Source organism: Streptomyces canarius (assembly GCF_014650735.1).
GTDB lineage: Bacteria > Actinomycetota > Actinomycetes > Streptomycetales > Streptomycetaceae > Streptomyces > Streptomyces olivaceoviridis.
Genome location: NZ_BMVN01000013.1, coordinates 58,845 through 83,832, shown reverse-complemented (window position 1 = coordinate 83,832; position 24,988 = coordinate 58,845). Strand labels below are relative to the sequence as shown.

Below are 24,988 nucleotides of genomic sequence, written 5' to 3'. Positions count from 1 at the left end.
GCCGGTCTGGCGTGCCGACGGTCAGACGATCTGACGGTCCGTCAAGATAGAACAGGTTTCAGGAGAAGGGAACGGTCCCGCGGGTCTCAGCGGTCGAAGTCCAGCTCCACCCTTTCCGTCAGCGGATGGGACTGGCAGGCCAGCACATACCCGGCCTCCGTCTCCTCCGTCTCCAGCGCGAAGTTGCGGTCCATGCGGACCTCGCCCGTGACCAGGAAGGCCCGGCAGGTCCCGCACACCCCGCCCTTGCAGGCGTAGGGCGCGTCGGGCCGGTTGCGCAGCACCGTCTCCAGCAGCGACTCTCCCTCCCGCACCGGCCAGGTGCCGCCGCGGCCGTCGAGCCGTGCGGTGACGGTGCTGTGCGCGGGCGCCGGAGCCGTGGCCGCCGGGGCCGAGCCCGCGTCCACGTGGAAGATCTCCTGGTGGATCCGGTCCCGGGCCACGCCCAGTGCGCGCAGCGCCTGCTCCGCGCCCCGCACCAGCCCGTACGGCCCGCACAGGAACCAGCCCGCCACCTCGCCCACCGGCAGCAGCGCGGGCAGCAGCCCGGTGAGCCGCTCCCGGTCGAGGCGGCCGGACGGCAGGCCCGCCTGCTGTTCCTCCCGGGAGAGCACGGTCACCAGCTGGAGCCGCTCCGGATAGCGGTCCTTCAGGTCGGCGACCTCCTCCAGGAACATCGTCGACGCGGCCGTGCGGTCGCCGCGTATCAGACAGAACCGGGCCGCCGGCTCGCGCGCCAGCAGCGTGGCGACGATGGACAGCACCGGGGTGATGCCGCTGCCGCCGACGACCGCCGCGTACAGGCCCGGCGCCGGTTCCAGCGTGAAGCGGCCCGCCGGGGTCATCACCTCCAGCTCGTCCCCGACGTTGATCTCCTTCAGCGCGTACGCCGAGAAGGCCCCGTCCTCGACCAGCCGCACCCCCACCCGCAGGCAGTCCGGGCCCTCGCCGTCCGGATCGGGGGCGGGGGAGCAGATCGAGTAGGTGCGCCGGATCTCCGTGCCGTCGACCCGGCGGCGCAGCGCGAGATGCTGGCCGGGGGCGTGCCGGTACTCCTCGCGCAGGTCGGGCGGGACGGAGAAGGTGAGGGCGACGGAGTCGTCGGTGATCCGGTCGACCGCGGCCACCGGGAGCGGGTGGAAACGGGCCATCACAACTCCTTGAAGTGGTCGAACGGTTCACGGCAGGCCAGGCAGCGGCGCAGCGCCTTGCACGCGGTGGAGGAGAACCGGCTCAGCAGTTCGGTGTCGGCCGATCCGCAGTGCGGGCAGCGGACCGGTTCGGTCGCGGTGTCCGTCACGTGGAGGTCCGGGGCGGCCGGCGTGGCGTGCGGGGCTTGCGGGGCTTGTGTGCGGGTCGGGCCGAGGGTCAGCGGCACCGGGCCGTCCCCGTGGCGCACACGCGGCGGGGCGATGCCGAACTCCCTGAGTTTCTCGCGCCCTTCGGAGGTGATGTCGTCGGTGGACCAGGCGGGGCTGAGCACCGTGCGGACGGTGACCTCGCGCATGCCGTGGGCGCGCAGCACCCGCTCGATGTCGAGGCTCATCGCCTCGATGGCCGGGCAGCCGGTGTAGGTGGGGGTCAGGTCGACCTCCACCGCGTCGCCGGTGTGGACACGCACCGCGCGGAGCACGCCCAGTTCGCGCAGTGTGAGCACGGGCAGTTCGGGGTCGGGCACCGCGCCGGCCAGCTCCAGCAGCCGCTCCTCCAGGGCGGTGGCGGTCACCATGACGCCCCCGGGTGGCTGCGGTGCAGGTGCTGCATCTCGGCGAGCATCCGGCCGAACGGCTCGGTGTGCAGGCCCTGCCGGCCGGCGCCCGCCGACCAGGCTCCGGTGCGCGGGCCCTCCGGGACGGGGAGGCCGGCCCGGCCGAGCACGTCGGTGACGGACTCCAGCCAGCGCTCCTCCAGGCGGGCCCAGTCGGCGGTCAGGCCCTCCACCGGCTGGAACATCTCGCCGGTGAACCGCCACAGCGCGTCGCAGGCCCGCCGCATCCGCTCGTGGCTGGTCTCGGTGCCGTCACCGAGCCGCAGCGTCCACTGCTCGGCGTGGTCGCGGTGGTAGGCGACCTCCTTCACCGCCTTCGCGGCCAGCGGAGCGAACGGGCCGTCGTCCGCGGCGAGTTCGGCGTAGAGCAGCTGCTGGTAGGTGGAGAAGTACAGCTGGCGGGCGATGGTGTGCGCGAAGTCGCCGTTCGGCTGCTCGACCAACTGGAGGTTGCGGAAGGCGCGTTCCTCGCGCAGATAGGCCAGCTCGTCCTCGTCGCCGGCCAGGGACAGCAGCACCCGGGCCTGGCCGAGCAGGTCCAGGGCGATGTTGGCGAGGGCCACCTCCTCCTCCAGGACGGGGGCGTGCCCTGCCCACTCCCCCAGGCGGTGGGAGAGCACCAGGGCGTCGTCGCCGAGGGCGAGCGCGGCGGTCACCGGGACGGGGGCGGAGCCGGTGGCGGGGCGGGCCGCGGGGCCGGTGGCGGTCACAGGTGCTTCACCCCTTCCGGGATCTCGTAGAAGGTCGGGTGCCGGTAGGGCTTGTCGGCGGCCGGCTCGAAGAACGGGTCCTTCTCGTCCGGCGAGGACGCGGTGATCGCGGCGGCGGGGACGACCCAGATGGAGACGCCCTCGCCGCGCCGGGTGTACAGGTCGCGGGCGTTGCGCAGGGCCAGCTCGGCGTCGGGCGCGTGCAGGCTGCCGGCGTGGGTGTGGGAGAGGCCGCGCCGGGAGCGCACGAAGACCTCCCACAGGGGCCAGTCGGTGGTGCTCATGCTCGCGTCGCTCCTGTCTCACCGGTGCCGCCGGTGTGCTTGGCCGCGTAGGCCGCGGCCGCTTCCCGTACCCACGCGCCCTCGTCGTGGGCGCGCCTGCGCTGGGTGATCCGCTGGTCGTTGCAGGGGCCGTTGCCCTTGAGGACCTCCCAGAACTCCGTCCAGTCGATCGGACCGAAGTCGTAGTGCCCCCGCTCCTCGTTCCACCGCAGCTCCGGGTCGGGGAGGGTGAGGCCCAGGGACTCGGCCTGCGGGACGCAGATGTCCACGAAGCGCTGGCGCAGCTCGTCGTTGGAGTGGCGCTTGATCTTCCATTCCATCGACTGCGCGGAGTGCTGGGACTCGTCGTCGGGCGGGCCGAACATCATCAGTGACGGCCACCACCAGCGGTCCACGGCGTCCTGGGCCATGGCGTGCTGCTCGGGGGTGCCCTTGCTGAGGGCCAGCAGCAGTTCGTAGCCCTGGCGCTGGTGGAAGGACTCCTCCTTGCAGATCCGCACCATCGCGCGGGCGTAGGGGCCGTAGGAGCAGCGGCACAGGGGGACCTGGTTGGTGATCGCGGCGCCGTCCACCAGCCAGCCGATCGCGCCGACGTCGGCCCAGGTCAGGGTGGGGTAGTTGAAGATCGAGGAGTACTTCTGGCGGCCACTGTGCAGTTTGTCGAGCAGCTCGTCGCGGCTGGTGCCGAGGGTCTCGGCCGCGCTGTACAGGTACAGGCCGTGGCCGGCCTCGTCCTGGACCTTGGCCATCAGGATCGCCTTGCGGCGCAAGGAGGGCGCGCGGGTGATCCAGTTGGCCTCCGGCTGCATGCCGATGATCTCGGAGTGCGCGTGCTGGGCGATCTGCCGGACCAGGGTCGCGCGGTAGGCGTCGGGCATCCAGTCGCGTGGTTCGATGCGTTCGTCGGCGGCCACGGCCGCGTCGAAGGCGCGCTGGTAGGCCGCCGTGCCGGCGGTGTCCGGTGTGCCGTCCGCCTCGGCGCGGGCCGTGCGCTGCGCGGCTGCTGTGGCCATGCGGTCCCCCTGACCTCGGGCTCTGCGGTGAACCCCGTCCGGTCCGTACGTCCCCGGACAAGGTACCGACCGATCGTTCGGTCCATGCGTAGTCCATGGTGTGCCGGGCCGCGGTAGGTGTCAACCGCTGTGGAAAACTGCGCCCACAGCCTGTGGACAAGGGCGGACAAGGCACGGCAGGTCGGACCCGCGACCGGCGTCAGGAGCGGTGGCGCGTGGCGAGGACCACCACGGTGGCCCGTACCCGGGGCTGCGCCCGGTGCCCGGGGCTGAGTACCGTTCCGTGCGAGCGCCGAGAAGTGGCCCTCGTGAACCATGCGACACCTGTGACGGGCGTCGCGCTCCCGCGCCGCCCCGCTCAGCCGACCGCTGGGCCGGACGACCGGGCCGCACGAACCGCACGAGCCGAACGACTGACCAGCCACACGAGCCGAAACGGGGGACGGGACGGAATGGACGCGTACGACGAGGACTCGCGGGGCCCGCAGGGCCCGGACGGGCCGGCCGGGACGCGTCTCCCGGAAGAACCCGCGCAGCCGCCGCCCGCCGAGGCGCCCAGGCCCCGCACCGGCGTCGCCGCGCTCTCCCCCGGCTACCAGGTCGGTGCCGCGCTGGCGCTCGCCGTCGTCGCCGTGGCCGCCTGTGTGCACCTGCTGATGGTCTTCCTCAGCCTCGCGCCCGCGAACACCGTGACGAAGCAGCACGGCAAGGCGATAGAGGAGTGGGTGTACCCGGAGTTCGAGCAGAACTGGAAGCTGTTCGCCCCGAACCCGTTGCAGCAGAACATCGCCGTACAGGTCCGCGCCGAGGTGCGGATGCGGGACGGCGGCCTGCGCACCACCGGGTGGACCGACCTGTCCGCCCAGGACGGCGCCGCCATCGACGGCAACCTGGCGCCCAGCCACACCCAGCAGAACGAGCTGCGCCGGGCCTGGGACTTCTTCACCGCCACGCACGCCGCCGACAACCGTCCCGTCGGCCTGCGCGGCTCCCTGTCCGAGCAGTACCTGCGCCGGATCGTGGTGATGCGCCTGTACCGGGACGATCCGACGAGCCGGGAAGGCGTGATACAGCGCGTGCAGGTCCGTTCCAGCACCACCAATGTGCAGCCGCCGCCGTGGAGCCGTGAGCGGATCTCCGACAAGCCCGTCTACCGCCTGTTGTCCTGGTGGTCCGTGACCGCCGACGAGGCCGCCGGAGGTGTGCGGTGAACCGTCTCTCCCTGACGCTGTCGCGCGGTGTCGCCCGGATCACCGAGGCGGCCCTCGGGCCCTACCAGAGCGCTGTGATCCGGATCGGCTTCGCCGGGACCTGGCTGCTGTTCCTGCTGCGCGAGTTCCCGCACCGCCAGGAGCTGTACGGCCCCGCCGGACCGTGGGGCTGGAACCTCGCCAGACAGTTGACCGCCGACAACCACGCCTTCACGGCGCTGCTGTGGTCCGACGGACAGCTCTGGTTCGAGTGCTGCTACACGCTGGCCATCCTCGCCAGCGCGGCCCTGGTGCTCGGCTGGCGCACCCGGACCGCGTCCGTGCTGTTCATGGTGGGCGTGCTGTCGTTGCAGAACCGCAGTGTGTTCATCGGCGACGGCGGCGACAACGTCCTGCACCTGATGGCCATCTACCTGGTGTTCACGCGCTGCGGACAGGTGTGGTCCCTCGACGCGCGGCGGGCGGCCCACGCCGCGGCGGCACGCGCGCGGGGCGAGCGGGCGCCCGCCGACCGGGTGGGACCGGTGCTGTGGGCGGTGCTCGGCCTGGCGCTGGGCACGGCGACGGTGACCGGCCGGTTCGACAACGGCTGGCTGATCCAGGCGCTGCTGTGGACGGTCTGGGCGGTGCTCGGCCTGTGGTGGGCCGTCGGACGCCGGGAGGCATGGCGGCAGCCGCGGATGCTGCTGGACGTCATCGCCAACATCCTGCACAACGGCGCCCTGGTCGTGATCATGGCGGAGGCCTGTCTGATCTACGCCACGGCCGGCTGGTACAAGGTGCAGGGCTCGCGCTGGCAGGACGGCACGGCCGTCTACTACCCGCTCCACCTGGACTACTTCTCGCCCTGGCCCGGCCTCGCCGACCTGATGTCGTCCAGCGGCACGATCCTGATGATCGTGGCCTACGGGACCGTCATGGTGCAGGTGGCCTTCCCGTTCACCTTGTTCAACCGGCGGGTCAAGAACGTCCTGCTGGTGCTGATGATGACCGAGCACGCGGTGATCGCCGTCGTCCTCGGACTGCCGTTCTTCTCGCTGGCGATGATCACCGCCGACGCGGTCTTCCTGCCGACGTCCTTCCTGCGCCGGCTGGGCGACCTGGCGGCACGCGCGCGGGGGCGGTTCGCCCGGCGCGGCGGCCGTACGGTTCCCGCGCCGCGCTCCCCGGAGGAGAGCACGGCGGACCACGTAGGGTTCACCGCATGAGCGATCCGCTGAGCCGCTGGCGCGAGCACGCGGACACCGCCGTGCTGCTCGACGGCTTCCACGCCCTGAAGCACGCGCTGCGCTTCGGGGCCGAGGTACCGGTCGCGGTCACCACCGACCGGCGGGCCGCCCTGGCCCTCGCCGAGGAGCTGGCCGGGGACGTGCGCGACACCCTGGACGCCCTCCTCGTGGAGGTGCCCGGCCAGGCGTACGCCTCCCTCGTCCCGCGCCCCCATCCGACCGGTGTGGCCGCCCTCGCGCTGCGGCCGTCCCGCGAGGCCGGCCTGCGCGCGCTCGCCCGCACGCCCCGCACCGCGCCCGTCGTGGTCCTGGACAACCCCCGCAACCTGGGCAACGCCGGGGCCGTGATCCGGCTGGCCGCCGGTTTCGGGGCGACCGGTGTGGTCACGACGGGCACGCTCGACCCCTGGCACCCCACGGTGGTGCGCGGCGGCGCGGGTCTGCACTTCGCGACCGCCGTCGAGCGCCTGGGCGTCGACGAGCTGCCCGCCGGGCCGCTGTTCGCCCTCGACCCGGAGGGCGAGGACATCCGCGGCACCAAGCTGCCCGACGACGCCCTGCTGGCCTTCGGCTCGGAACGCTCCGGCCTGTCGCCGGAACTGCGCGCCCGGGCCGACCACCTGCTGCGCCTCCCGATGCGCCCCCAGGTCTCCAGCTACAACCTGGCCACCAGCGTGGCGATGACGCTGTACCACTGGAGCGCGACCGGCGCCGCGCCCACGGCCTAGGCCTCCCGGCGCACCTCCACCACCCGGAAGCGGTTGGCGACGAACGCGCCGTCGGTGAGGGCCGCGTTGGCCGCCGGGTTGCCGCCCGAGCCGTGGAAGTCGGAGAACGCGGCCGTCTGGTTGACGTAGACCCCGCCGGTCAGGTTGAGGGAGAGCTGGGCCGCCTCCTCCAGGCAGACCTCCTCGACGGCGCGCTCGGTCTCCGCGTCCGTGGTGTACGCGCCGACCGTCATCGCGCCCTTCTCGCGGACCGTGCGGCGCAGCAGCTCCACCGCGTCCGTCACCGAGTCGACGGCGACGGCGAAGGAGACCGGGCCGAAGCACTCGCTCATGTACGCGGCCTCGTCGTCCGGCTTGGCGCCGTCCAGCTTGACGACGACCGGGGTGCGGACCACCGCGCCCGGGAACTCCGGGTTGGTGACCTCGCGGGAGGCGAGGGCGACCTCGCCGAGGCCGGCCGCGGCCTCCAGGCGGGCCTTGACGTCCGGGTTGACGATCGCGCCCAGCAGCGCGTTCGCCCGCGCGTCGTCGCCGAGCAGCCCGTCGACCGCGCGGGCGAGGTCGGCGGTGACCTCGTCGAACGTCCTGGGACCCTGGTCGGTGGCGATGCCGTCGCGGGGGATGAGCAGGTTCTGCGGGGTGGTGCACATTTGGCCGCTGTACAGGGACAGCGAGAACGCCAGGTTGGACAGCATGCCCTTGTAGTCGTCCGTGGAGTGCACGAGCACCGTGTTGACGCCGGCCTTCTCCGTGTAGACCTGTGCCTGGCGGGCGTTGGCCTCCAGCCAGTCGCCGAAGGACGTCGACCCGGTGTAGTCGATGATCTTGATTTCGGGGCGGGTGGCGAGGGTCTTCGCGATGCCCTCGCCGGGGCGCTCGGCGGCCAGCGCCACCAGGTTCGGGTCGAAGCCCGCCCCGGCCAGGACCTCCCGGGCGACCTGGACGGTCAGCGCGAGCGGCAGCACCGCGCGCGGGTGCGGCTTGACCAGGACCGCGTTGCCGGTGGCCAGGGAGGCGAACAGGCCGGGGTAGCCGTTCCAGGTCGGGAAGGTGTTGCAGCCGATGACCAGGCCGATGCCGCGCGGGACCGCGGTGAACCGCTTGGTGAGGGCCAGCGGGTCGCGCTTGCCCTGCGGCTTGGTCCACTCCGCCGACTCCGGGGTGCGGACCTGCTCCGCGTACGCGTACGCCACCGCCTCCAGGCCGCGGTCCTGGGCGTGCGGGCCGCCCGCCTGGAACGCCATCATGAAGGCCTGCCCGCTGGTGTGCATGACGGCGTGCGCGAACTCGTGCGTCCGGTCGCTGATCCGCTTGAGGATCTCCAGACATACCACCGCCCGGACCTCCGGGCCCGCGTCCCGCCAGGCCCGCTGCCCGGCCCGCATGGCCGGGAGCAGCACGTCGACGTCCGCGTGCGGGTACGTGACGCCCAGCTCGATGCCGTACGGCGAGACCTCGCCGCCCACCCAGTCGTCCGTGCCGGGCTGGCCGAGGTCGAGGCGGGTGCCCAGCACGGCGTCGAAGGCGGCCTTGCCCGCCGCGGCGTCCAGGCTTCCGCCCTCGCCGTAGGCCTTGGGGTGCTCGGGGTGCGGGGACCAGTACGCGCGGGTGCGGATGGCCTCCAGGGCCTGGTCGAGCGTGGGCCGGTGATTTTCGATCAGCTCGGGCGCGGTCAGTTCGGCGGCCATGCGGGACCAACTCCTCGTCTGGAGAACTCGTCGTCGAGTTCGGACCTGGCAGAAAGAGCAGCGGGATGGGACGGTCAGAGCTAGAGTAACCGAACGATCGGTCGGTACAAGGGGGTCCGCCGTATCTGTGGAAAACCCCGTGCGGGAGGATCGCGCACATGACAGGACTCGACCTCAGCAGCCCCGTGGCCGTCGTCGGCACCGGCACCATGGGCCAGGGAATCGCCCAGGTCGCGCTGGTCGCCGGGCACCCCGTGCGGCTCTACGACGCCGCACCCGGGCGGGCCCGGGACGCGGCCGGAGCGATCGGCGCCCGGCTCGACCGGCTCGTGGCCAAGGACCGGCTCACTGCAGCCGACCGCGACGCCGCCCGCGCCCGCCTGGAGCCCGTGGACAACCTCGCGGACCTGGCCGACTGCGGGCTGGTCGTGGAAGCCGTCCTGGAGCGGCTGGACGTCAAGCAGCGGCTCTTCGGCGAACTGGAGGAGATCGTCGCCGAGGACTGCCTGCTCGCCACCAACACCTCCTCGCTGTCGGTGACGGCCGTCGGCGGCGCCCTGCGCAACCCCGGCCGCTTCGTCGGCCTGCACTTCTTCAACCCGGCGCCGCTGCTGCCGCTGGTCGAGGTGGTCTCCGGGTTCGCCACCGACGTCACGTCGGCCACGCGCGCGTACGAGACCGCCCGCGCCTGGGGCAAGACGCCGGTGGCCTGCGCGGACACCCCCGGCTTCATCGTCAACCGCATCGCCCGGCCGTTCTACGCCGAGGCGTTCGCGGTCCACGAGGCCCAGGCCGCCGACCCCGCCACCATCGACGCGGTGCTGCGGGAGTGCGGCGGCTTCAGGATGGGCGCGTTCGAGCTGACCGACCTGATCGGCCAGGACGTCAACGAGTCCGTCACCCACTCGGTGTGGCAGTCCTTCTTCCAGGACGCGCGCTTCACGCCCTCGCTCGCCCAGCGCCGGCTGGTGGAGTCCGGACGGCTCGGCCGCAAGAGCGGACGCGGCTGGTACGACTACGCCGACGGCGCCGAGCGGCCCGAGCCGCACACCGCCGACAAGGAGCAGCCGCCCGCCTACGTCATCGCCGAGGGCGGTCTCGGGCCGGCCGCCGAACTGCTGACCCTGATCCGCGAGGCGGGCATCCGGGTCCGCGAGGAGGACGAGGACCACGGCACCCGCCTGGTGCTCCCCAGCGGCGGCCAGCTCGTCCTCGCCGACGGCCAGACCTCGGCGGAGTTCCGGGACGTCGTCTACTTCGACCTCGCCCTGGACTACCGCACGGCCACCCGCGTCGCCCTGTCCGCCGCCCAGGACACCTCGCCGCGGACCCTCGCCGAGGCCACCGGCCTGTTCCAGGCGCTCGGCAAGGACGTCAGCGTCATCGGCGACGTCCCCGGCATGATCGTCGCCCGCACGGTCGCCCGGATCATCGACCTCGCCCACGACGCCGTCGCCAAGGGCGTGGCCACCGAGGAGGACATCGACACCGCGATGCGCCTCGGCGTGAACTACCCGCTCGGGCCCTTCGAGTGGGACCGCAGGCTCGGCCGCGACTTCGCCTTCGACGTCCTGGACGAGATGCACGAGCGCGACCCCTCCGGACGCTACGCGCCCTCCCTCGCGCTGTACCGCCACGCGTATGCCACCGACAAGCGGGAGGGCACCTCATGACCACGGCCAAGCGCGACACCTACACCCCCGAGACGCTGCTCTCCGTCGCCGTCCGCGTCTTCAACGAACGCGGCTACGACGGCACCTCCATGGAGCACCTGTCCAAGGCGGCGGGCATCTCCAAGTCGTCGATATACCACCACGTCAGCGGCAAGGAGGAGCTGCTGCGCCGGGCCGTCAGCCGCGCCCTGGACGGCCTGTTCGCCATCCTGGAGGAGGAGCACGCGCGCGCGGGGCGTCCGGCCGGACGGCTGGAGCACGTCGTGCGCCGCATGGTCGAGGTGCTCATAGCCGAGCTGCCCTACGTGACGCTGCTGCTGCGCGTGCGCGGCAACACCGAGACCGAGCGCTGGGCGCTGGAACGGCGCCGCGACTTCGACCACCGGGTCGCCGAGCTGCTGAAGGCGGCGGCGGCCGACGGGGACGTACGCGGCGACGTGGAGGTCCGCCTGGCCACCCGGCTGGTCTTCGGGATGGTCAACTCGATCGTGGAGTGGTACCGGCCGGACGCGCGGGGCGCGAGCGGCCAGGAGGTGGCCGACGCCGTCGTCCGGCTGGTCTTCTCGGGGCTGCGCCAGGACTGACCTCAGCCCTCCGGCTCCAGGTCCTCCTCCTCGAACACCAGCAGCGTGCGGGTGCTGAGCACCTCGGGGATCGCCTGGAGCCGGGTCAGCACCAGCTCGCGCAGCGCCCGGTTGTCGGGTGTGTGCACCAGCAGCAGCACATCGAAGTCGCCGCCCACCAGGGCGATGTGGGAGGCGCCGGGCAGCTGCCTGAGCTGCTCGCGGACCGTGCGCCAGCTGTTCTGGACGATCTTCAGCGTGATGTACGCCGACGTGCCGTGACCCGCCCGTTCGTGGTCCACGCGCGCGCTGAAGCCCCGGATCACCCCGTCCTCGACGAGCCGGTTGATGCGCGCGTAGGCGTTGGCGCGCGAGACGTGGACGCGCTCGGCGACGGACCGTATCGAGGCCCGGCCGTCCGCCTGGAGGATCTTCAGGATGTCCTGGTCGATGGCGTCCAGCGGGCGCGGGGGCGGCAGCGCCGCGCCGTCCTGCGGCCCGGCGGCCATTTGTTCAGCTCCCATGTCCCCCCGCTTCCTCGCCATGGACGTCCTGCTGTCATTCCAGGCTGTGGAGAACCGTTTGTCCACAGCCTGAAGGCACCTGTAGCCAAATTGTGCCGACGACCGAACAATCGGTTGGTGAGGCGGGTCACAGGCGACACGCCTCCCGTAGCCACCCCCACGAGGAGGTGCCGTCATGACGGTTCTGGAGCAGCGGGGCGCGTACCGGCCATCGCCGCCGCCCGCCTGGCAGCCCCGTATGGACGCCGCGCCGCTGCTGCCCGACGCCGAGCCCTACCGCGTCCTCGGCACCGAGGCGGCCGGCAAGGCCGACCCCGGCCTGCTGCGCCGGCTGTACGCCGAGCTGGTGCGTGGCCGCCGGTACAACACGCAGGCCACCGCCCTCACCAAGCAGGGCCGGCTCGCCGTCTACCCGTCCAGCACCGGCCAGGAGGCCTGCGAGATCGCCGCCGCCCTGGCGCTGGAGGAGCGCGACTGGCTCTTCCCCAGCTACCGCGACACGCTCGCCGTCGTCGCCCGGGGCGTGGACCCCGCCGAGGCGCTCACCCTGCTGCGCGGCGACTGGCACCACGGCTACGACCCCTACGCCCACCGGGTGGCCCCACTGAGCACCCCGCTCGCCACCCAGCTCCCGCACGCCGTCGGCCTCGCCCACGCCGCCCGCCTCAAGGGTGACGACGTGGTCGCGCTGGCCATGGTGGGCGACGGCGGCACCAGCGAGGGCGACTTCCACGAGGCGCTGAACTTCGCCGCCGTCTGGCAGGCACCGGTCGTCTTCCTGGTGCAGAACAACGGCTTTGCCATCTCCGTACCGCTCGCCAAGCAGACCGCCGCGCCCTCCCTGGCCCACAAGGCCGTCGGGTACGGCATGCCGGGCCGGCTGGTCGACGGCAACGACGCCGCGGCCGTGCACGAGGTCCTCGGCGACGCCGTACGGCACGCGCGCGCGGGCGGCGGCCCGACCCTGGTGGAAGCGGTGACGTACCGCGTCGACGCCCACACCAACGCCGACGACGCCACCCGCTACCGGGGCGAGGCCGAGGTCGCGGCCTGGCGCGCCCACGACCCCATCGAGCTGCTGGAGCGCGAACTGACCACGCGCGGACTGCTGGACGACGCCGGCATCGAGGCGGCCCGCCAGGACGCCGAGACGATGGCCGCCTCCCTGCGGGAACGCATGAACCGGGACCCCGAACTCGACCCGATGGACCTCTTCGACCACGTCTACGCGGAGACCACCTCCCAACTGCGCGAACAGCGCGCCCTGTTGCGTGCCGAGCTGGAGGCCGAGCAGGAGCAGCACGGCGAGCCCGGCGCCCCGGAAGGCGGGGCCCGATGACCACCGTCGCCGTCAAGCCCGCCACCATGGCGCAGGCCCTCACGCGCGCGATGCGCGACGCGATGGCCGCCGACCCGACCGTGCACGTCATGGGCGAGGACGTCGGCACCCTCGGCGGGGTCTTCCGCGTCACCGACGGGCTCGCCAAGGAGTTCGGCGAGGACCGCTGCACCGACACCCCCCTCGCCGAGGCCGGCATCCTCGGCACCGCCGTCGGCATGGCCATGTACGGCCTCAGGCCCGTGGTGGAGATGCAGTTCGACGCCTTCGCCTACCCGGCGTTCGAGCAGCTCGTCAGCCATGTCTCCCGGATGCGCAACCGCACGCGCGGCAGGATGCCCCTGCCGATCACCGTCCGCATCCCCTACGGCGGCGGCATCGGCGGCGTCGAGCACCACAGCGACTCCTCCGAGGCCTACTACATGGCGACGCCCGGGCTCCACGTCGTCACCCCCGCCACCGTCGCCGACGCCTACGGGCTGCTGCGCCAGGCCATCGCCTCCGACGACCCGGTCGTCTTCCTGGAACCCAAGCGGCTGTACTGGTCGAAGGACAGCTGGAACCCCGAGCAGCCGACGGACGTCGAGCCCATCGGCCGGGCCGTGGTCCGCCGGACCGGCCGCAGCGCCACGCTGATCACCTACGGCCCCTCGCTGCCGGTCTGCATGGAGGCCGCCGAGGCCGCCCAGGCCGAGGGCTGGGACCTGGAGGTCGTCGACCTGCGCTCCCTGGTGCCGTTCGACGACGAGACGGTCTGCGCGTCCGTCCGGCGCACCGGCCGCGCCGTCGTCGTCCACGAGTCCACCGGGTTCGGCGGGCCGGGCGGCGAGATCGCGGCCCGCGTCACCGAACGCTGCTTCCACCACCTGGAGGCGCCGGTGCTGCGCGTGGCCGGGTTCGACATCCCGTACCCGCCGCCCATGCTGGAGCGGCACCACCTGCCCGGTGTCGACCGCATCCTGGACGCCGTGGCCCGGCTGCAATGGGAGGCCGAGGGCTGATGGCTCAGGTGCTGGAGTTCAAGCTGCCCGACCTCGGTGAAGGGCTCACCGAGGCGGAGATCGTCCGCTGGCTGGTCCAGGTCGGTGACGTGGTCGCCGTGGACCAGCCGGTGGTCGAGGTCGAGACGGCCAAGGCGATGGTCGAGGTGCCCTGTCCGTACGGCGGCGTGGTCACCGCCCGCTTCGGCGAGGAGGGCACCGAACTGCCCGTCGGCGCCCCGCTCCTGACGGTGGCCGTGGGCGAGCGGGCACCGGAGCCGGAGGGCTCCGGCAACGTCCTGGTGGGGTACGGCACCCAGGGCCCGGCGGCACGCCGGCGCCGGGTGCGGGCGGGCACGGCCGCGGTCGACGGACAGGGCGTCCGGCGCGCGGCCGACGGCAGCGGACAGGCGGCGCCGGCCGGAGCCCCGGGCAACGGGCAGGCCGCCCGGCGCGGGACCGCCCGCGTCGGCGCCCACGCCCCCGCGCGCGTGGCCGCACCGGCGGTGACGCAGGCACCCGCCCCCGCTTCCGCCCCCACCGCCGCGCCGGCCGGGCCCACCGCCGCCCCCACCGAGGGCCCGGTCCCCGTGATCTCCCCCCTCGTGCGCAAGCTCGCCCGGGACAACGGCGTCGATCTGCGGCGGCTGGCCGGGTCGGGGCCGGACGGACTCATCCTGCGCGCGGACGTCGAGAACGCGCTGCGGGCCGGGGCGGCACCGGCCCGCACGGCCGAAGAAACGGTCGTACGGACTTCCGCGGCGCCCGTCGCTCAGGGCGGCGGGACCCGGGTCCCGCTCAAGGGCGTGCGCGGTGCCGTCGCCGACAAGCTCTCCCGCAGCCGCCGGGAGATCCCGGACGCGACCTGCTGGGTCGACGCCGACGCGACGGAACTCATGCGCGCCCGCGCCGCGATGAACGCGGCCGGAGGCCCGAAGATCTCCCTCCTCGCGCTGCTCGCCCGCATCTGCACGGCCGGCCTCGCCCGGTTCCCCGAGCTGAACTCCTTCGTCGACACCGAGGCCCGCGAGGTCGTCCGGCTCGACCAGGTCCACCTCGGGTTCGCGGCGCAGACCGAACGCGGCCTGGTCGTGCCGGTCGTCCGGGACGCCCACGCACGCGACGCCGAATCCCTGACCGCCGAGTTCGCCCGGCTCACCGAGGCGGCCCGCACCGGGACGCTGACCCCCGGGGAACTCACCGGCGGCACGTTCACGCTGAACAACTACGGCGTCTTCGGCGTCGACGGCTCCACCCCGATCATCAACCACCCCGAGGCGGCCATGCTCGGCGTCGGTCGCATCGTCCCCAAGCCGTGGGTGCACGAGGGCGAGCTGGCCGTCCGCCAGGTCGTCCAGCTCTCGCTCACCTTCGACCACCGGGTGTGCGACGGCGGTACGGCGGGCGGCTTCCTGCGGTACGTGGCGGACTGTGTGGAACAGCCGGCGGTGCTGCTGCGCACCCTGTGAGACCCGACGACCCCTGAGACACAGGTTCGGAAGGAGGAACCGGCAGGACATACTCGGAGGGTGACCGACACCGCCCCCACCGCGCCCGGGACCCCCGTCCCCGGCACCCCCGCGCCGTATGACGCCGTCGTGCTGGCCGGCGGTGCCGCCCGGCGGCTCGGCGGGGCCGACAAGCCAGGGCTCCGGGTCGGTGGCCGCGCGCTGCTCGACCGGGTGCTCGCGGCCTGCGCGGACGCCGGTACGACCGTCGTCGTGGCCGCGCCCCGGCCCACCGCACGCCCGGTGCGCTGGGCACGCGAGGAGCCGCCCGGCGGCGGCCCGGTCGCCGCGCTGGAGGCCGGCCTGCGGCTCACCACCGCCGGGCACACCGTCGTCCTCTCCGCGGACCTGCCCTTCCTGGAACAGACCACGCTGCGGCGGCTGTTGACCGCCCTTCAGGACACCGGGGCCGACGGTGCGCTGCTCACCGACGCCGCCGGCCGTGACCAGCCGCTCGTGGCCGCCTACCGCACCCCCGCCCTGCGCCGTGAGCTGACCGCCCTCGCTGCCACGCACGGCGGCCTCGGCGGACTGCCGCTGCGCCGGCTGACCGGAGCGCTGCGCCTCACCCGCGTCCCGGACCCGCTCGCCTCCTTCGACTGCGACACCTGGGACGACATCGCGACGGCCAGGGCACGCATCAGGGAGCATGGGTCCGTGTTGGATGAATGGATCTCCGCAGTCAAGGACGAGTTGGGCATCGAACTGGACGTCGACACCGGCGTCCTCCTCGATCTGGCCCGGGACGCCGCGCACGGCGTGGCCCGGCCCGCCGCCCCGCTGACCACCTTCCTCGTCGGCTACGCCGCCGCCCAGGGCAAGGGCGGCCCCGAGGCCGTCGCCGAGGCCGCGCGCAAGGCCGCCGCGCTGGCGCTGCGCTGGGAGGAAGAGAACGGTGAGGGCAGTGCGGACGCGAGGAGCGGGGGCCCGAGCGCCCCGGACGCCGGATGACCGCCCCCGGCACCCGGGCCGAGGCGTCCGCCGAAGACACCGACGACCTCGACGTCGAGGAGGCTCTGGCGCTCGTGAGGGATGCTCACAGGGAGCCACGGGACGACAGCACGGACGACGGCGCGGGCCAGGCGTCCGCCCCGGCCGGCCAGTCGCCCGGTGCGCGGCCCGCAGAACGGCACCGGGCCACCCCCTGGCCCCAGGCCCGGGAGGCCGCCGCGCGTGCCGCGCGTTCCCGCGCCCGCCGCGCCCCCGTCTCCGTGCCGCTCGGCGACGCCCTCGGGCTGGCTCTGGCCGCGCCCCTGGACGCGCTCACCGACCTGCCCTCCTTCGACACCTCGGCGATGGACGGCTGGGCGGTCGCCGGGCCCGGACCCTGGCAGGTGCGCGAGGAGGGTGTGCTCGCCGGGCACACGCAGCCCGGACCCCTCACCGACGGCGAGGCGGTCCGCATCGCCACCGGCGCCCGTATCCCCGTCGACACCACCGCCGTCCTGCGCACCGAGCACGGCCGGATCGACGCCCAGGGCCGCCTGCACACCACCCGCGAGATGCTGCACGGCCAGGACATCCGTCCGCGCGGCCAGGAGTGCCGCAGCGGCGACCAGCTGCTGCCCGTCGGCACCCTGGTCACCCCCGCCGTCCTGGGCCTCGCCGCGGCGGCCGGCTACGACACGGTCACCGTCGTTCCCCGCCCCCGCGCCGAAGTCCTTGTCCTGGGTGACGAGTTGCTCACCGAGGGCCTGCCGCACGACGGGCTGATCCGGGACGCCCTCGGCCCCATGCTGCCGCCCTGGCTGCGCGCGCTCGGTGCCGACGTCATCGCCGTACGCCGGATCGGCGACGACGCCAAGGCCCTCCAGAAGGCGGTCACCCGATCCGCCGCCGACCTGATCGTCACCACGGGCGGCACCGCGGCCGGACCCGTCGACCACGTCCACCCGGTCCTGGAACGCGTCGGCGCCGAACTCCTCGTCGACGGCGTCAAGGTGCGCCCCGGCCACCCCATGCTGCTGGCCCGCACCAAGGACCAGCAGCACCTCGTCGGCCTGCCCGGCAACCCCCTGGCGGCCGTCTCCGGCCTGCTCACCCTCGCCGAGCCGCTGCTGCGGACCCTTGCCGCACACCCCGCCCCCGAGCCGTACACGCTGCCGCTCCGGGAGGCGGTGCACGGGCACCCGCACGACACCCGGCTCATCCCCGTGGTGCTGCGCGGTGACCACGCCATGCCGCTGCACTACAACGGTCCGGCCATGCTCCGAGGCGTCGCCGCCGCCGACGCGCTGGCCGTCGTACCGCCGGGCGGGGCCCGACAGGGCGAGGAGGCCGAGCTGCTGGACCTGCCCTGGGCGACCGCCGGAATCGGGGTGTGTTTCACGTGAAACTTCCGGGCCATGACGCCATCGCCCGCCAGGCGGGCGAACATCTGGTGACCCATCGGGTGAAACTCCCGAGGAAAGTGGTGGAGCGTCCGATCCGCCAGGTCGTCAAGCGGCTCGTCATGGCCCTGGTGCTGCTGGTCGCCACCGCGTTCGTCGTCTACGCCGACCGCGAGGGCTACCGCGACAGCTCCGACGGCCCCGTCGATCTGCTCGACGCGTTCTACTACGCGACCGTCACCCTCTCCACCACCGGATACGGCGACATCACCCCGGTCAGCGACAGCGCCCGGCTCACCAACATCCTCGTCATCACACCGCTGCGCGTGCTGTTCCTGATCATCCTGGTCGGCACCACGCTGGAGGTCCTCACCGAACGCACCCGTGAGGAATGGCGCCTGAACCGCTGGAGGTCCACCTTGCGCGACCACACCGTCGTCATCGGCTTCGGCACGAAGGGCCGGTCGGCCATCCAGACCGTCTGCGCCACCGGGCTGAAGAAGGAGCAGGTGGTCGTGGTCGACCCCAGCTCCAAGGTGATCGACGCGGCCACCGCCCATGGCTACGCGGGCGTCATAGGCGACGCCACCCGCAGTGACGTGCTCAAACGGGCCGAGGTGCACAAGGCCCGGCAGATCATCGTCGCCCCGCAGCGCGACGACACCTCCGTCCTGGTCACGCTGACCGCCCGCCAGCTCAACCGCACCGCCAAGATCGTGGCCGCGGTGCGCGAGGAGGAGAACGCCCCGCTGCTCAAGCAGTCCGGCGCCGATGCCGTCATCACCAGCTCCGGCGCGGCCGGCCGCCTGCTCGGCCTGTCCGTGCTCAGCCCCGCGGCCGGCATGGTCATGGAGGATCTGATCCAGCAGGGCAGCGGGCTGGACCTCGTCGAACGGCCGGTGGTCCGCGGCGAGGTCGGCAAGACGCCGCGCGAGACGGACGACCTGGTGGTGAGCGTCCTCCGCGGACACCGGGTGCTCGGCTACGACGATCCGTCCGTCGGCACGCTCCAGCTGACGGACCGGCTCATCACCATCGTCCGCGCCACCCCCGGAACCCAGGTCACCCCGGACATCCGCCCGCTGCCACCAGGATGACCGGTCGCCGGGGGAGTAGCGTCACCGGCATGCATGCGATCACGATTCCCGAACCTGGTGGTCCCGAGGCGCTGGTGTGGGACGAGGTCCCCGATCCGGTGCCCGGCGAGGGCGAGGTGCTGGTCGAGGTGGTGGCCAGCGCCGTCAACCGTGCCGACATCCTGCAACGCCAGGGCTTCTACAACCCCCCGCCCGGCGCCTCCCCCTACCCCGGCCTGGAGTGCTCCGGCACGGTCGCCGCGCTCGGCCCCGGCGTCTCCGGCTGGGCCGTCGGTGACCAGGTGTGCGCGCTGCTCGCGGGCGGCGGCTACGCCGAGAAGGTCGCCGTACCGGCCGGACAGCTGCTGCCCGCGCCCGAGGGCGTGGACCTCACGCGCGCCGCGGCACTGCCCGAGGTCGTCTGCACGGTCTGGTCCAACGTGTTCATGGTCGCCCATCTGCGTCCGGGCGAGACGCTGCTGGTGCACGGCGGCTCCAGCGGCATCGGCACCATGGCGATCCAGCTCGCCAAGGCCGTCGGCGCCAAGGTGGCGGTGACCGCCGGGACGAAGGAGAAGCTCGACCGGTGCGCCGAACTGGGCGCGGACGTACTGATCAACTACCGCGAGCAGGACTTCGTCGCCGAGATCAAGCAGGCCACGGGCGGCGCGGGCGCCGACGTCATCCTCGACAACATGGGCGCGAAGTACCTGGACCGCAATGTCCAGGCGCTCGCCGTCAACGGACGCCTCGCCATCATCGGCATGCAGGGCGGTGTGAAGGGCGAGCTGAACATCGGCACGCTGCTCAGCAAGCGGGCCGCGATCAGCGCGACCTCGCTGCGCGCCCGCCCGCTGGGGGAGAAGGCCGCCATCGTCGCCGCCGTACGCGAGCACGTGTGGCCGTTGCTCGCCGGCGGGCACGTCGGCCCGGTCGTGGACCGCGAGCTGCCGATGCCGGAGGCGGCCGAGGCGCACCGGCTGGTGGAGGCGAGCGGCCACATCGGCAAGGTGCTGCTGGTCGCGCCGTAACGGGAGGCGGTGCGGGGCGGCGCCGCGAGGCCCCGGCCGTTCCGGGCCGTCCAGGCAGGTCGCGGGCCGTCCCGGGCGGTCAGCTCTTGCGGAGTCTCAGGCCGAGGAGGGCCAGCCCCAGGCCCAGACCGATGAGGACCAGGCCGCTGCCGAGCGGGAGGATGCGGAGCACCGGCTCCGTGGGGGCCTCTCCCGGTGGGGCCGCCTGCTCGGCGGCGGGCCCCTGCGGGGAACCGGTGGGGTCCGGGCCGGTCTCCAGGGGCGAGGGGGAGACGCCCGGCACCTCCGCGGTCTCCGGCTCCTCCGGCTGGGCGGCAGGGGTGGCGGGAGGGGGGTCGTCGTCGCCCTCGTCCTCGACCTCGGGCCCGTCCGGCCGCCCCGGCCGCATCCGTCCCTCACCGGCCCGGCTGCCCGCCCGGGACGGCTCTACGGAGGCGAGGGGGCGATAGGGGCGGACCGACGCCGAGGCGGAGTCGGACGGCATCGGGACGGCGGCGGACGTCTCCTGCGAGGACGTCTCGTCCGGGGACGCCTCCTCGGACGTCTCCTCCGGGGACGTCTCCTCCGAGGACGCTTCCTCCGGGGACGCCTCCTCGGGGGGACCCTGGTCCGGGCGTCCGCGGTCCGGGGCGGCGTGCTCCGGAGCCGTGTGCTCGACGGGCGCGTGCTCCGGGACGGCCGCCAGAGGACGCGCGTGCCCCGGGGCCGCGCCCTGTCTGGTTCCCTGCCGTGTGCCGGCCTGCTCCCGGTGTCCGATGGTGGACGGGCGGGCGGTGTCCGGCTCCGCGGCGAGGACGGGCGTGCCGCCGTACGCGACGGCGGTGCCGGACGCCGGCAGCGCCGTCGCCGTGAGGACGACCAGCAGCCGGAGACAGCGCAGCGTGAGTCGTGGGTGTGCAGTCACGTCGGTGACCTCCCGGGCCCAGGTGCCGTGACCGATGGAAAACCGACGGGAACAAGCCTCACATTCCATGGCGAAGGAGGCATTCCGGATTGGGCCGTCGGGTCTAAACGGTGGATCAGCCCCACGAGGGGGCAGCACGGTGATGAGGTGGTGGCGTGCGAGAGAATGACGGCATGGAGATGCCGAGGAACGAACGGTCGCCGGGGAACCCCCAGATCCTTGTCGTGGGTCAGGACGGGATGGCGCTCGGCGGTGGCGACGGGCACGAGGACTCCCGTGAGACCCCGGTGACGGAGCAGGTGGAACAGCCGGCCAAGGTCATGCGGATCGGTAGCATGATCAAGCAGCTCTTGGAGGAGGTGCGGGCGGCTCCCCTCGACGAGGCCAGCCGGGTGCGACTCAAGGAGATCCACGCCAGCTCGGTGAAGGAGCTGGAGGACGGCCTGGCCCCCGAGCTGGTCGAGGAACTGGAACGGCTCTCCCTGCCGTTCACCGACGACGCCACCCCGAGCGACGCGGAACTGCGGATCGCGCAGGCACAGTTGGTGGGCTGGCTGGAGGGTCTCTTCCACGGGATCCAGACGACGCTGTTCGCCCAGCAGATGGCCGCCCGGGCCCAGTTGGAGCAGATGCGCCGCGCGCTCCCGCCGGGCGTGACCGGCCACGAGGGCGGCGACGACCAGCACACCGGCGGTCGCTCGGGCGGGCCGTACCTGTAAGAACCCCCCTGACTCGGCCAGACACACCAAGGGCCCGGCGGACGACCGCCGGGCCCGACCCGTGCCCCGGACCGCCGGGGGCGGCTCACTGCGGCGGATTGCCCGTCGAGACCCTCAGCTCGATGGTGCCCACGTCGTCCTGGTCGACGTCGGTGCCCTGTTCGGGGAACTGGTTGAGGACCGTCCCGTCACCCCAGGTGTTGTCGTCCTCATCCTTGATGTCCCACTTCCAGCCCGCGGCCTGGAGGCACTCCTTCACGGAGCCGATGTCCTTGTACCGGAAGTCGGGCAGCTGGATCTTGTCCGGATCGTTGTAGGACTCCTGCGGATCGGTGCACTTGGTCTTGTCGATCCGCCGGGTGGTGTCCGGACCGCGGTAGCCCGCCTGGTGCGACGCGGACGCGGAGGCGCTCGATCCGCCGCTGCCGCCCCTGGTGCCCTCGCCGGTGTTCCTCAGCGTGATCGCGACGATCAGGCCGACGGCCACGACGGCCGCCACCGCGACCGATCCGACGACCACCGGCCGTCTGTTCCGGCCGCCACCGGACCGGCCCGTCTGCTGCGGCGCCATCGTGTACGGCGGCGGGGTCGGGGCGCCGCCCTGCGGGCCGTAGCCCACGGGCGTCGTCTGGTAGCCGCCCTGCTGCGGGTAGCCGTACCCCGGGGCGGGAGTCGGGTGGCCGTACGGGTTCGGAACCGGTGCCGGAGCCGGCGGGTACGGCGTCTGCACCTGCCCGTGCGGCGCCGCCGGGGCTGTCCGGTCCACCGGCGGGAACACCGCGGAGCCGACGCCCGAGCCGCTCTGCGCCGGTCCGGCGCCCGGCACGATGCTCGGCGGGGCCGCCTGGAGGGAGGCCGCGATCCGCAGGCACTCGTCGCGCATGGACTCGGCGGTCGGGAAGCGCTCGTTCGGGTTCTTCCTCAGCGCGCGGGCGACCAGCGCGTCCACGGCGGGCGGCAGCGCGCGGTTGACCGAGGAGGGCGCCACCGGCTCCTCCTGCACATGCGCGTACGCGATGGCCAGCGGCGAGTCCGCGTCGAACGGCAGCCGCCCGGTGACCAGCTGGAACAGCATGATGCCGACCGAGTACAGGTCGGAGCGGGCGTCCACGCCGCGGCCGAGAGCCTGCTCGGGCGAGAGATACTGCGGGGTGCCGACGACCATGCCGGTCTGCGTCATCGAGGTGACGCCGGACTGCATGGCGCGGGCGATGCCGAAGTCCATGACCTTGACCACGCCCCGCCTGGTCACCATCACGTTGCCCGGTTTGATGTCGCGGTGGACCAGCCCCTTCTCGTGGCTGATCTCCAGGGCCGCGAGCACATCGGCGGTGACCTTCAGGGCCTTGTCCGCGGGCATCGCGCCGTACTGCCGGATGTCCTCCTCCAGGACGGAGCCCAGCGGCCGGCCCTCGACGTACTCCATGACGATGTACGGCGTCGCCATGCCGTTCAACTCGTCCTCGCCCGTGTCGAAGACGGAGACGATGTTGGTGTGCGTGAGCTTGGCCACGGCCTGCGCCTCGCGGCGGAAGCGCTCGCGGAAGGCCTGTTCCCGGCCGAGTTCGGTGTGGAGCGTCTTGATGGCGACCTGGCGGTCCAGCACGGCGTCGTACGCGAGGTGCACGGAGGCCATGCCGCCCTCACCCAGTAGGTCGCGCAGCTGGTAGCGGCCCCCGGCCAGCGCCTGCCCCGCGTACCGGCCGTGTGCGCCGTCCTGGCTCATCTCTCCGCGTCCCCCACCGGCCGTGCGGCGCCGTCAGCCGGCGGACAGGCCTTGATCGAATGTGTCATTCCCGGCCAAGTCTGCCCGAGGGCCTCGGCACGTCAAGCTCGGTGCCCGTTCCGTGACCGTACGCGCAAGAAGCGTCGCGCAAGCGTTACAGGGGACGTACGACCGGCGCACAGAATTTGCACGACAGCGCGTGCTAGAGGTTTCATGACCGGTCCGTCTCGGGTCGGTCCCGGTTGCCGTTCCGGACCGGTGGTCCCCGCGGAGGCTGTAGCGTGGCGGACGGAGACCGTGACAACACCGCGCGCACCGCGGGCAGAAACGACGGCGAGGACTGATGGCACAGACGCAGCGCTCTCAGGGCCCGTCCGACCCCGAGGCGACTGGCGGCGGCATGTCAGACGCGCCGGAGATGTGGGGCAACGGCGGGCTCGTCGGCGACGGCCGGTACCGGCTCACGCACCGGCTGGGCCGGGGCGGCATGGCCGAGGTGTTCGCGGCCGAGGACGTCCGTCTGGGCCGGACGGTCGCGGTCAAACTGCTCCGCGCGGACCTGGCCGAGGACCCGGTCTCCAAGGCCCGCTTCACCCGCGAGGCACAGTCGGTGGCCGGCCTCAACCACCACGCGATCGTCGCCGTGTACGACTCCGGCGAGGACACGGTGGGCGGCCAGTCCGTGCCGTACATCGTCATGGAGCTGGTCGAGGGCCGCACCATCCGCGACCTGCTGCTGAACGCCGAGGCGCCGGGCCCCGAGCAGGCCCTGATCATCGTCTCCGGCGTGCTGGAGGCGCTCGCCTACTCGCATCAGCACGGCATCGTCCACCGTGACATCAAGCCGGCGAACGTCATCATCACCCACAGCGGTGCCGTCAAGGTGATGGACTTCGGCATCGCCCGCGCCCTGCACGGCGCGTCGACGACGATGACGCAGACCGGCATGGTCATGGGCACCCCGCAGTACCTCTCCCCGGAGCAGGCGCTCGGCAAGGCCGTCGACCACCGCTCCGACCTGTACGCCACCGGCTGCCTGCTGTACGAACTCCTCGCGCTGCGGCCCCCGTTCACCGGCGAGACCCCGCTGTCGGTGGTCTACCAGCACGTCCAGGACATGCCGGTGCCGCCGTCGCAGGTCTCCGAGGGGACCTGCCCGCCGGAGCTCGACGGCCTGGTCATGCGCTCGCTCGCCAAGGACCCCGACGACCGGTTCCAGACGGCCGAGGAGATGCGCGGGCTCGTCCAGTACGGCCTCCAGATGCTCTACGACCAGGGCGCGCACACCGGCACCTGGAACACCGGCCCGGTGGAGACGCACGACGGCCGGCAGACCCCGGCGGGCGGCTTCGCCGGGACGACCGTCATGCCGCACCCGGCGGACGCCTCGGGCACCACGCAGATCCCGCAGCCGATCCTGCCCGCGGGCTACGGCAGCGGCGACGACGGCGGCTTCGAGGGGCACGGGAACAAGGGCGGCGGACGCGGCAAGCTGTGGCTCCTCGCCGTGTTCGCGGTCATCGCCATCGCGGCGGGCGTGGCGCTGGCGCTGAACGGCGCGGGCGGCAGCGGCGGCAACGACACCGACATCCAGCCGACGAAGACCCCGTCCAAGAGCACGAAGCACGAGTCGCCCACCCCGACCCCGACCGACGAGAAGACCGACCAGCAGCCCTCGGACCCCGAGACGAACAGCGGCTCCGGCACGGGCACCGGCTCCGGCTGGCCGCCGGCGACGACGCCGTCGTACACCCCGTCGAGGACGGCGAGTTCCACCCCGAGCACCGAGCCGTCGCAGCCGCAGACCTCGCAGTCGCAGCCCACGGACCCGACGAACGGCGGCACGGACGCGGGGACGGACACCGGCGGCACGGACACGGGCGGCACGGACACCGGCGGCACGGACACGGGCGGCACGGACACGGGTGGCACGGACGCGGGCGGCACCACGACGGACGGCAGCACCGGCGCCACCACCGGTTGA

The 24,988-nt window shown here is 73.2% G+C and carries 23 protein-coding genes; 14 read left to right on the top strand and 9 right to left on the bottom strand.

Annotated features, from left to right (window positions below; translation table 11 throughout):
- Window positions 1–86: 86 nt before the first annotated feature.
- Genes IE294_RS20065 through paaA form a run of 5 tightly spaced genes read right to left on the bottom strand, consistent with a single transcriptional unit; the run spans window position 87 to window position 3,775 of the window.
- A complete protein-coding gene (locus IE294_RS20065; protein WP_189888033.1) occupies window positions 87–1,151 on the bottom strand; it encodes a 2Fe-2S iron-sulfur cluster-binding protein in 1,065 nt (354 codons plus the stop codon).
- Complete coding sequence (gene paaD / locus IE294_RS20060; RefSeq protein WP_189888031.1) at window positions 1,151–1,729, bottom strand: 1,2-phenylacetyl-CoA epoxidase subunit PaaD; 579 nt, start codon at window positions 1,727–1,729, stop codon at window positions 1,151–1,153. The genes IE294_RS20065 and paaD overlap by 1 nt, the downstream gene beginning before the upstream one ends.
- A complete protein-coding gene (paaC, locus tag IE294_RS20055) occupies window positions 1,723–2,478 on the bottom strand; it encodes a 1,2-phenylacetyl-CoA epoxidase subunit PaaC (protein WP_189888028.1) in 756 nt (251 codons plus the stop codon). Before paaC ends, paaD begins: the two co-directional genes overlap by 7 nt.
- Window positions 2,475–2,762: a 1,2-phenylacetyl-CoA epoxidase subunit PaaB gene (gene paaB, locus IE294_RS20050; protein WP_014673816.1), complete on the bottom strand. Its 288-nt coding sequence runs from the start codon at window positions 2,760–2,762 to the stop codon at window positions 2,475–2,477. Before paaB ends, paaC begins: the two co-directional genes overlap by 4 nt.
- Window positions 2,759–3,775, bottom strand: coding sequence for a 1,2-phenylacetyl-CoA epoxidase subunit PaaA (gene paaA / locus IE294_RS20045; RefSeq protein ID WP_189888025.1), 1,017 nt, complete (start codon window positions 3,773–3,775; stop codon window positions 2,759–2,761). The genes paaB and paaA overlap by 4 nt, the downstream gene beginning before the upstream one ends.
- 452 nt (window positions 3,776–4,227) lie before the next feature.
- Here paaA and IE294_RS20040 point away from each other — a divergent pair, with 452 nt between their 5' ends.
- From IE294_RS20040 to IE294_RS20030, 3 genes are read left to right on the top strand one after another with little or no spacing between them, the layout of a single operon-like run.
- A complete protein-coding gene (locus IE294_RS20040; RefSeq protein ID WP_189888022.1) occupies window positions 4,228–4,986 on the top strand; it encodes a DUF5819 family protein in 759 nt (252 codons plus the stop codon).
- Window positions 4,983–6,194, top strand: coding sequence for an HTTM domain-containing protein (locus IE294_RS20035; protein WP_189888020.1), 1,212 nt, complete (start codon window positions 4,983–4,985; stop codon window positions 6,192–6,194). Before IE294_RS20040 ends, IE294_RS20035 begins: the two co-directional genes overlap by 4 nt.
- Window positions 6,191–6,943 carry a TrmH family RNA methyltransferase gene (locus IE294_RS20030; RefSeq protein WP_189888017.1) on the top strand — a complete coding sequence of 251 codons (753 nt, stop codon included), beginning with the start codon at window positions 6,191–6,193 and terminating at the stop codon, window positions 6,941–6,943. Before IE294_RS20035 ends, IE294_RS20030 begins: the two co-directional genes overlap by 4 nt.
- Here the strand turns inward: IE294_RS20030 and paaN are convergent.
- Window positions 6,940–8,631, bottom strand: coding sequence for a phenylacetic acid degradation protein PaaN (gene paaN, locus IE294_RS20025; protein ID WP_189888014.1), 1,692 nt, complete (start codon window positions 8,629–8,631; stop codon window positions 6,940–6,942). The genes IE294_RS20030 and paaN overlap by 4 nt on opposite strands.
- Window positions 8,632–8,789: 158 nt before the next feature.
- On the opposite strand from paaN, the gene IE294_RS20020 reads away from it, so the two are divergent.
- A complete protein-coding gene (locus IE294_RS20020) occupies window positions 8,790–10,304 on the top strand; it encodes a 3-hydroxyacyl-CoA dehydrogenase (RefSeq protein WP_189888012.1) in 1,515 nt (504 codons plus the stop codon).
- Window positions 10,301–10,888, top strand: coding sequence for a TetR/AcrR family transcriptional regulator (locus tag IE294_RS20015; protein ID WP_189888009.1), 588 nt, complete (start codon window positions 10,301–10,303; stop codon window positions 10,886–10,888). The genes IE294_RS20020 and IE294_RS20015 overlap by 4 nt, the downstream gene beginning before the upstream one ends.
- Before the next feature lie 2 nt (window positions 10,889–10,890).
- Here IE294_RS20015 and IE294_RS20010 read toward each other — a convergent pair whose 3' ends face one another.
- Window positions 10,891–11,376 carry an Lrp/AsnC family transcriptional regulator gene (locus tag IE294_RS20010; protein ID WP_030640264.1) on the bottom strand — a complete coding sequence of 162 codons (486 nt, stop codon included), beginning with the start codon at window positions 11,374–11,376 and terminating at the stop codon, window positions 10,891–10,893.
- Between the two features lie 190 nt (window positions 11,377–11,566).
- Here IE294_RS20010 and pdhA point away from each other — a divergent pair, with 190 nt between their 5' ends.
- The 7 genes from pdhA to IE294_RS19975 are packed head-to-tail and all read left to right on the top strand — an operon-like array spanning window position 11,567 to window position 19,655.
- On the top strand, window positions 11,567–12,730 hold the full coding sequence (gene pdhA / locus IE294_RS20005) for a pyruvate dehydrogenase (acetyl-transferring) E1 component subunit alpha (protein WP_189888006.1): 1,164 nt from the start codon (window positions 11,567–11,569) through the stop codon (window positions 12,728–12,730).
- A complete protein-coding gene (locus IE294_RS20000) occupies window positions 12,727–13,731 on the top strand; it encodes an alpha-ketoacid dehydrogenase subunit beta (protein ID WP_189888003.1) in 1,005 nt (334 codons plus the stop codon). Before pdhA ends, IE294_RS20000 begins: the two co-directional genes overlap by 4 nt.
- Complete coding sequence (locus IE294_RS19995) at window positions 13,731–15,179, top strand: dihydrolipoamide acetyltransferase family protein (protein ID WP_189888000.1); 1,449 nt, start codon at window positions 13,731–13,733, stop codon at window positions 15,177–15,179. The genes IE294_RS20000 and IE294_RS19995 overlap by 1 nt, the downstream gene beginning before the upstream one ends.
- Window positions 15,180–15,239: 60 nt before the next feature.
- Window positions 15,240–16,169, top strand: coding sequence for an NTP transferase domain-containing protein (locus tag IE294_RS19990; RefSeq protein ID WP_189887998.1), 930 nt, complete (start codon window positions 15,240–15,242; stop codon window positions 16,167–16,169).
- Window positions 16,166–17,551, top strand: coding sequence for a molybdopterin molybdotransferase MoeA (locus IE294_RS19985; protein ID WP_189887995.1), 1,386 nt, complete (start codon window positions 16,166–16,168; stop codon window positions 17,549–17,551). The genes IE294_RS19990 and IE294_RS19985 overlap by 4 nt, the downstream gene beginning before the upstream one ends.
- Entirely contained in the window at window positions 17,548–18,645 is a 1,098-nt protein-coding gene (locus tag IE294_RS19980; protein ID WP_229917234.1) for a potassium channel family protein, read from the top strand. Before IE294_RS19985 ends, IE294_RS19980 begins: the two co-directional genes overlap by 4 nt.
- Window positions 18,646–18,674: 29 nt before the next feature.
- A complete protein-coding gene (locus tag IE294_RS19975; protein ID WP_189887990.1) occupies window positions 18,675–19,655 on the top strand; it encodes an NAD(P)H-quinone oxidoreductase in 981 nt (326 codons plus the stop codon).
- Window positions 19,656–19,734: 79 nt separating this feature from the next.
- Here the strand turns inward: IE294_RS19975 and IE294_RS19970 are convergent, their stop codons facing one another.
- Window positions 19,735–20,559 carry a hypothetical protein gene (locus IE294_RS19970; protein WP_189887987.1) on the bottom strand — a complete coding sequence of 275 codons (825 nt, stop codon included), beginning with the start codon at window positions 20,557–20,559 and terminating at the stop codon, window positions 19,735–19,737.
- Window positions 20,560–20,732: 173 nt separating this feature from the next.
- On the opposite strand from IE294_RS19970, the gene IE294_RS19965 reads away from it, so the two are divergent.
- Window positions 20,733–21,278 (top strand): bacterial proteasome activator family protein, encoded by a 546-nt coding sequence (locus IE294_RS19965; RefSeq protein WP_189888264.1) that lies wholly within the window; start codon window positions 20,733–20,735, stop codon window positions 21,276–21,278.
- Between the two features lie 85 nt (window positions 21,279–21,363).
- Here the strand turns inward: IE294_RS19965 and IE294_RS19960 are convergent, their stop codons facing one another.
- Window positions 21,364–23,004, bottom strand: coding sequence for a Stk1 family PASTA domain-containing Ser/Thr kinase (locus tag IE294_RS19960; protein WP_189887984.1), 1,641 nt, complete (start codon window positions 23,002–23,004; stop codon window positions 21,364–21,366).
- Window positions 23,005–23,347: 343 nt separating this feature from the next.
- Between IE294_RS19960 and IE294_RS19955 the strand changes: the two genes are divergently transcribed.
- The gene (locus tag IE294_RS19955) at window positions 23,348–24,988 is read left to right on the top strand and encodes a protein kinase domain-containing protein (RefSeq protein ID WP_189887981.1); all 1,641 of its coding nucleotides are present in this window, start codon (window positions 23,348–23,350) and stop codon (window positions 24,986–24,988) included.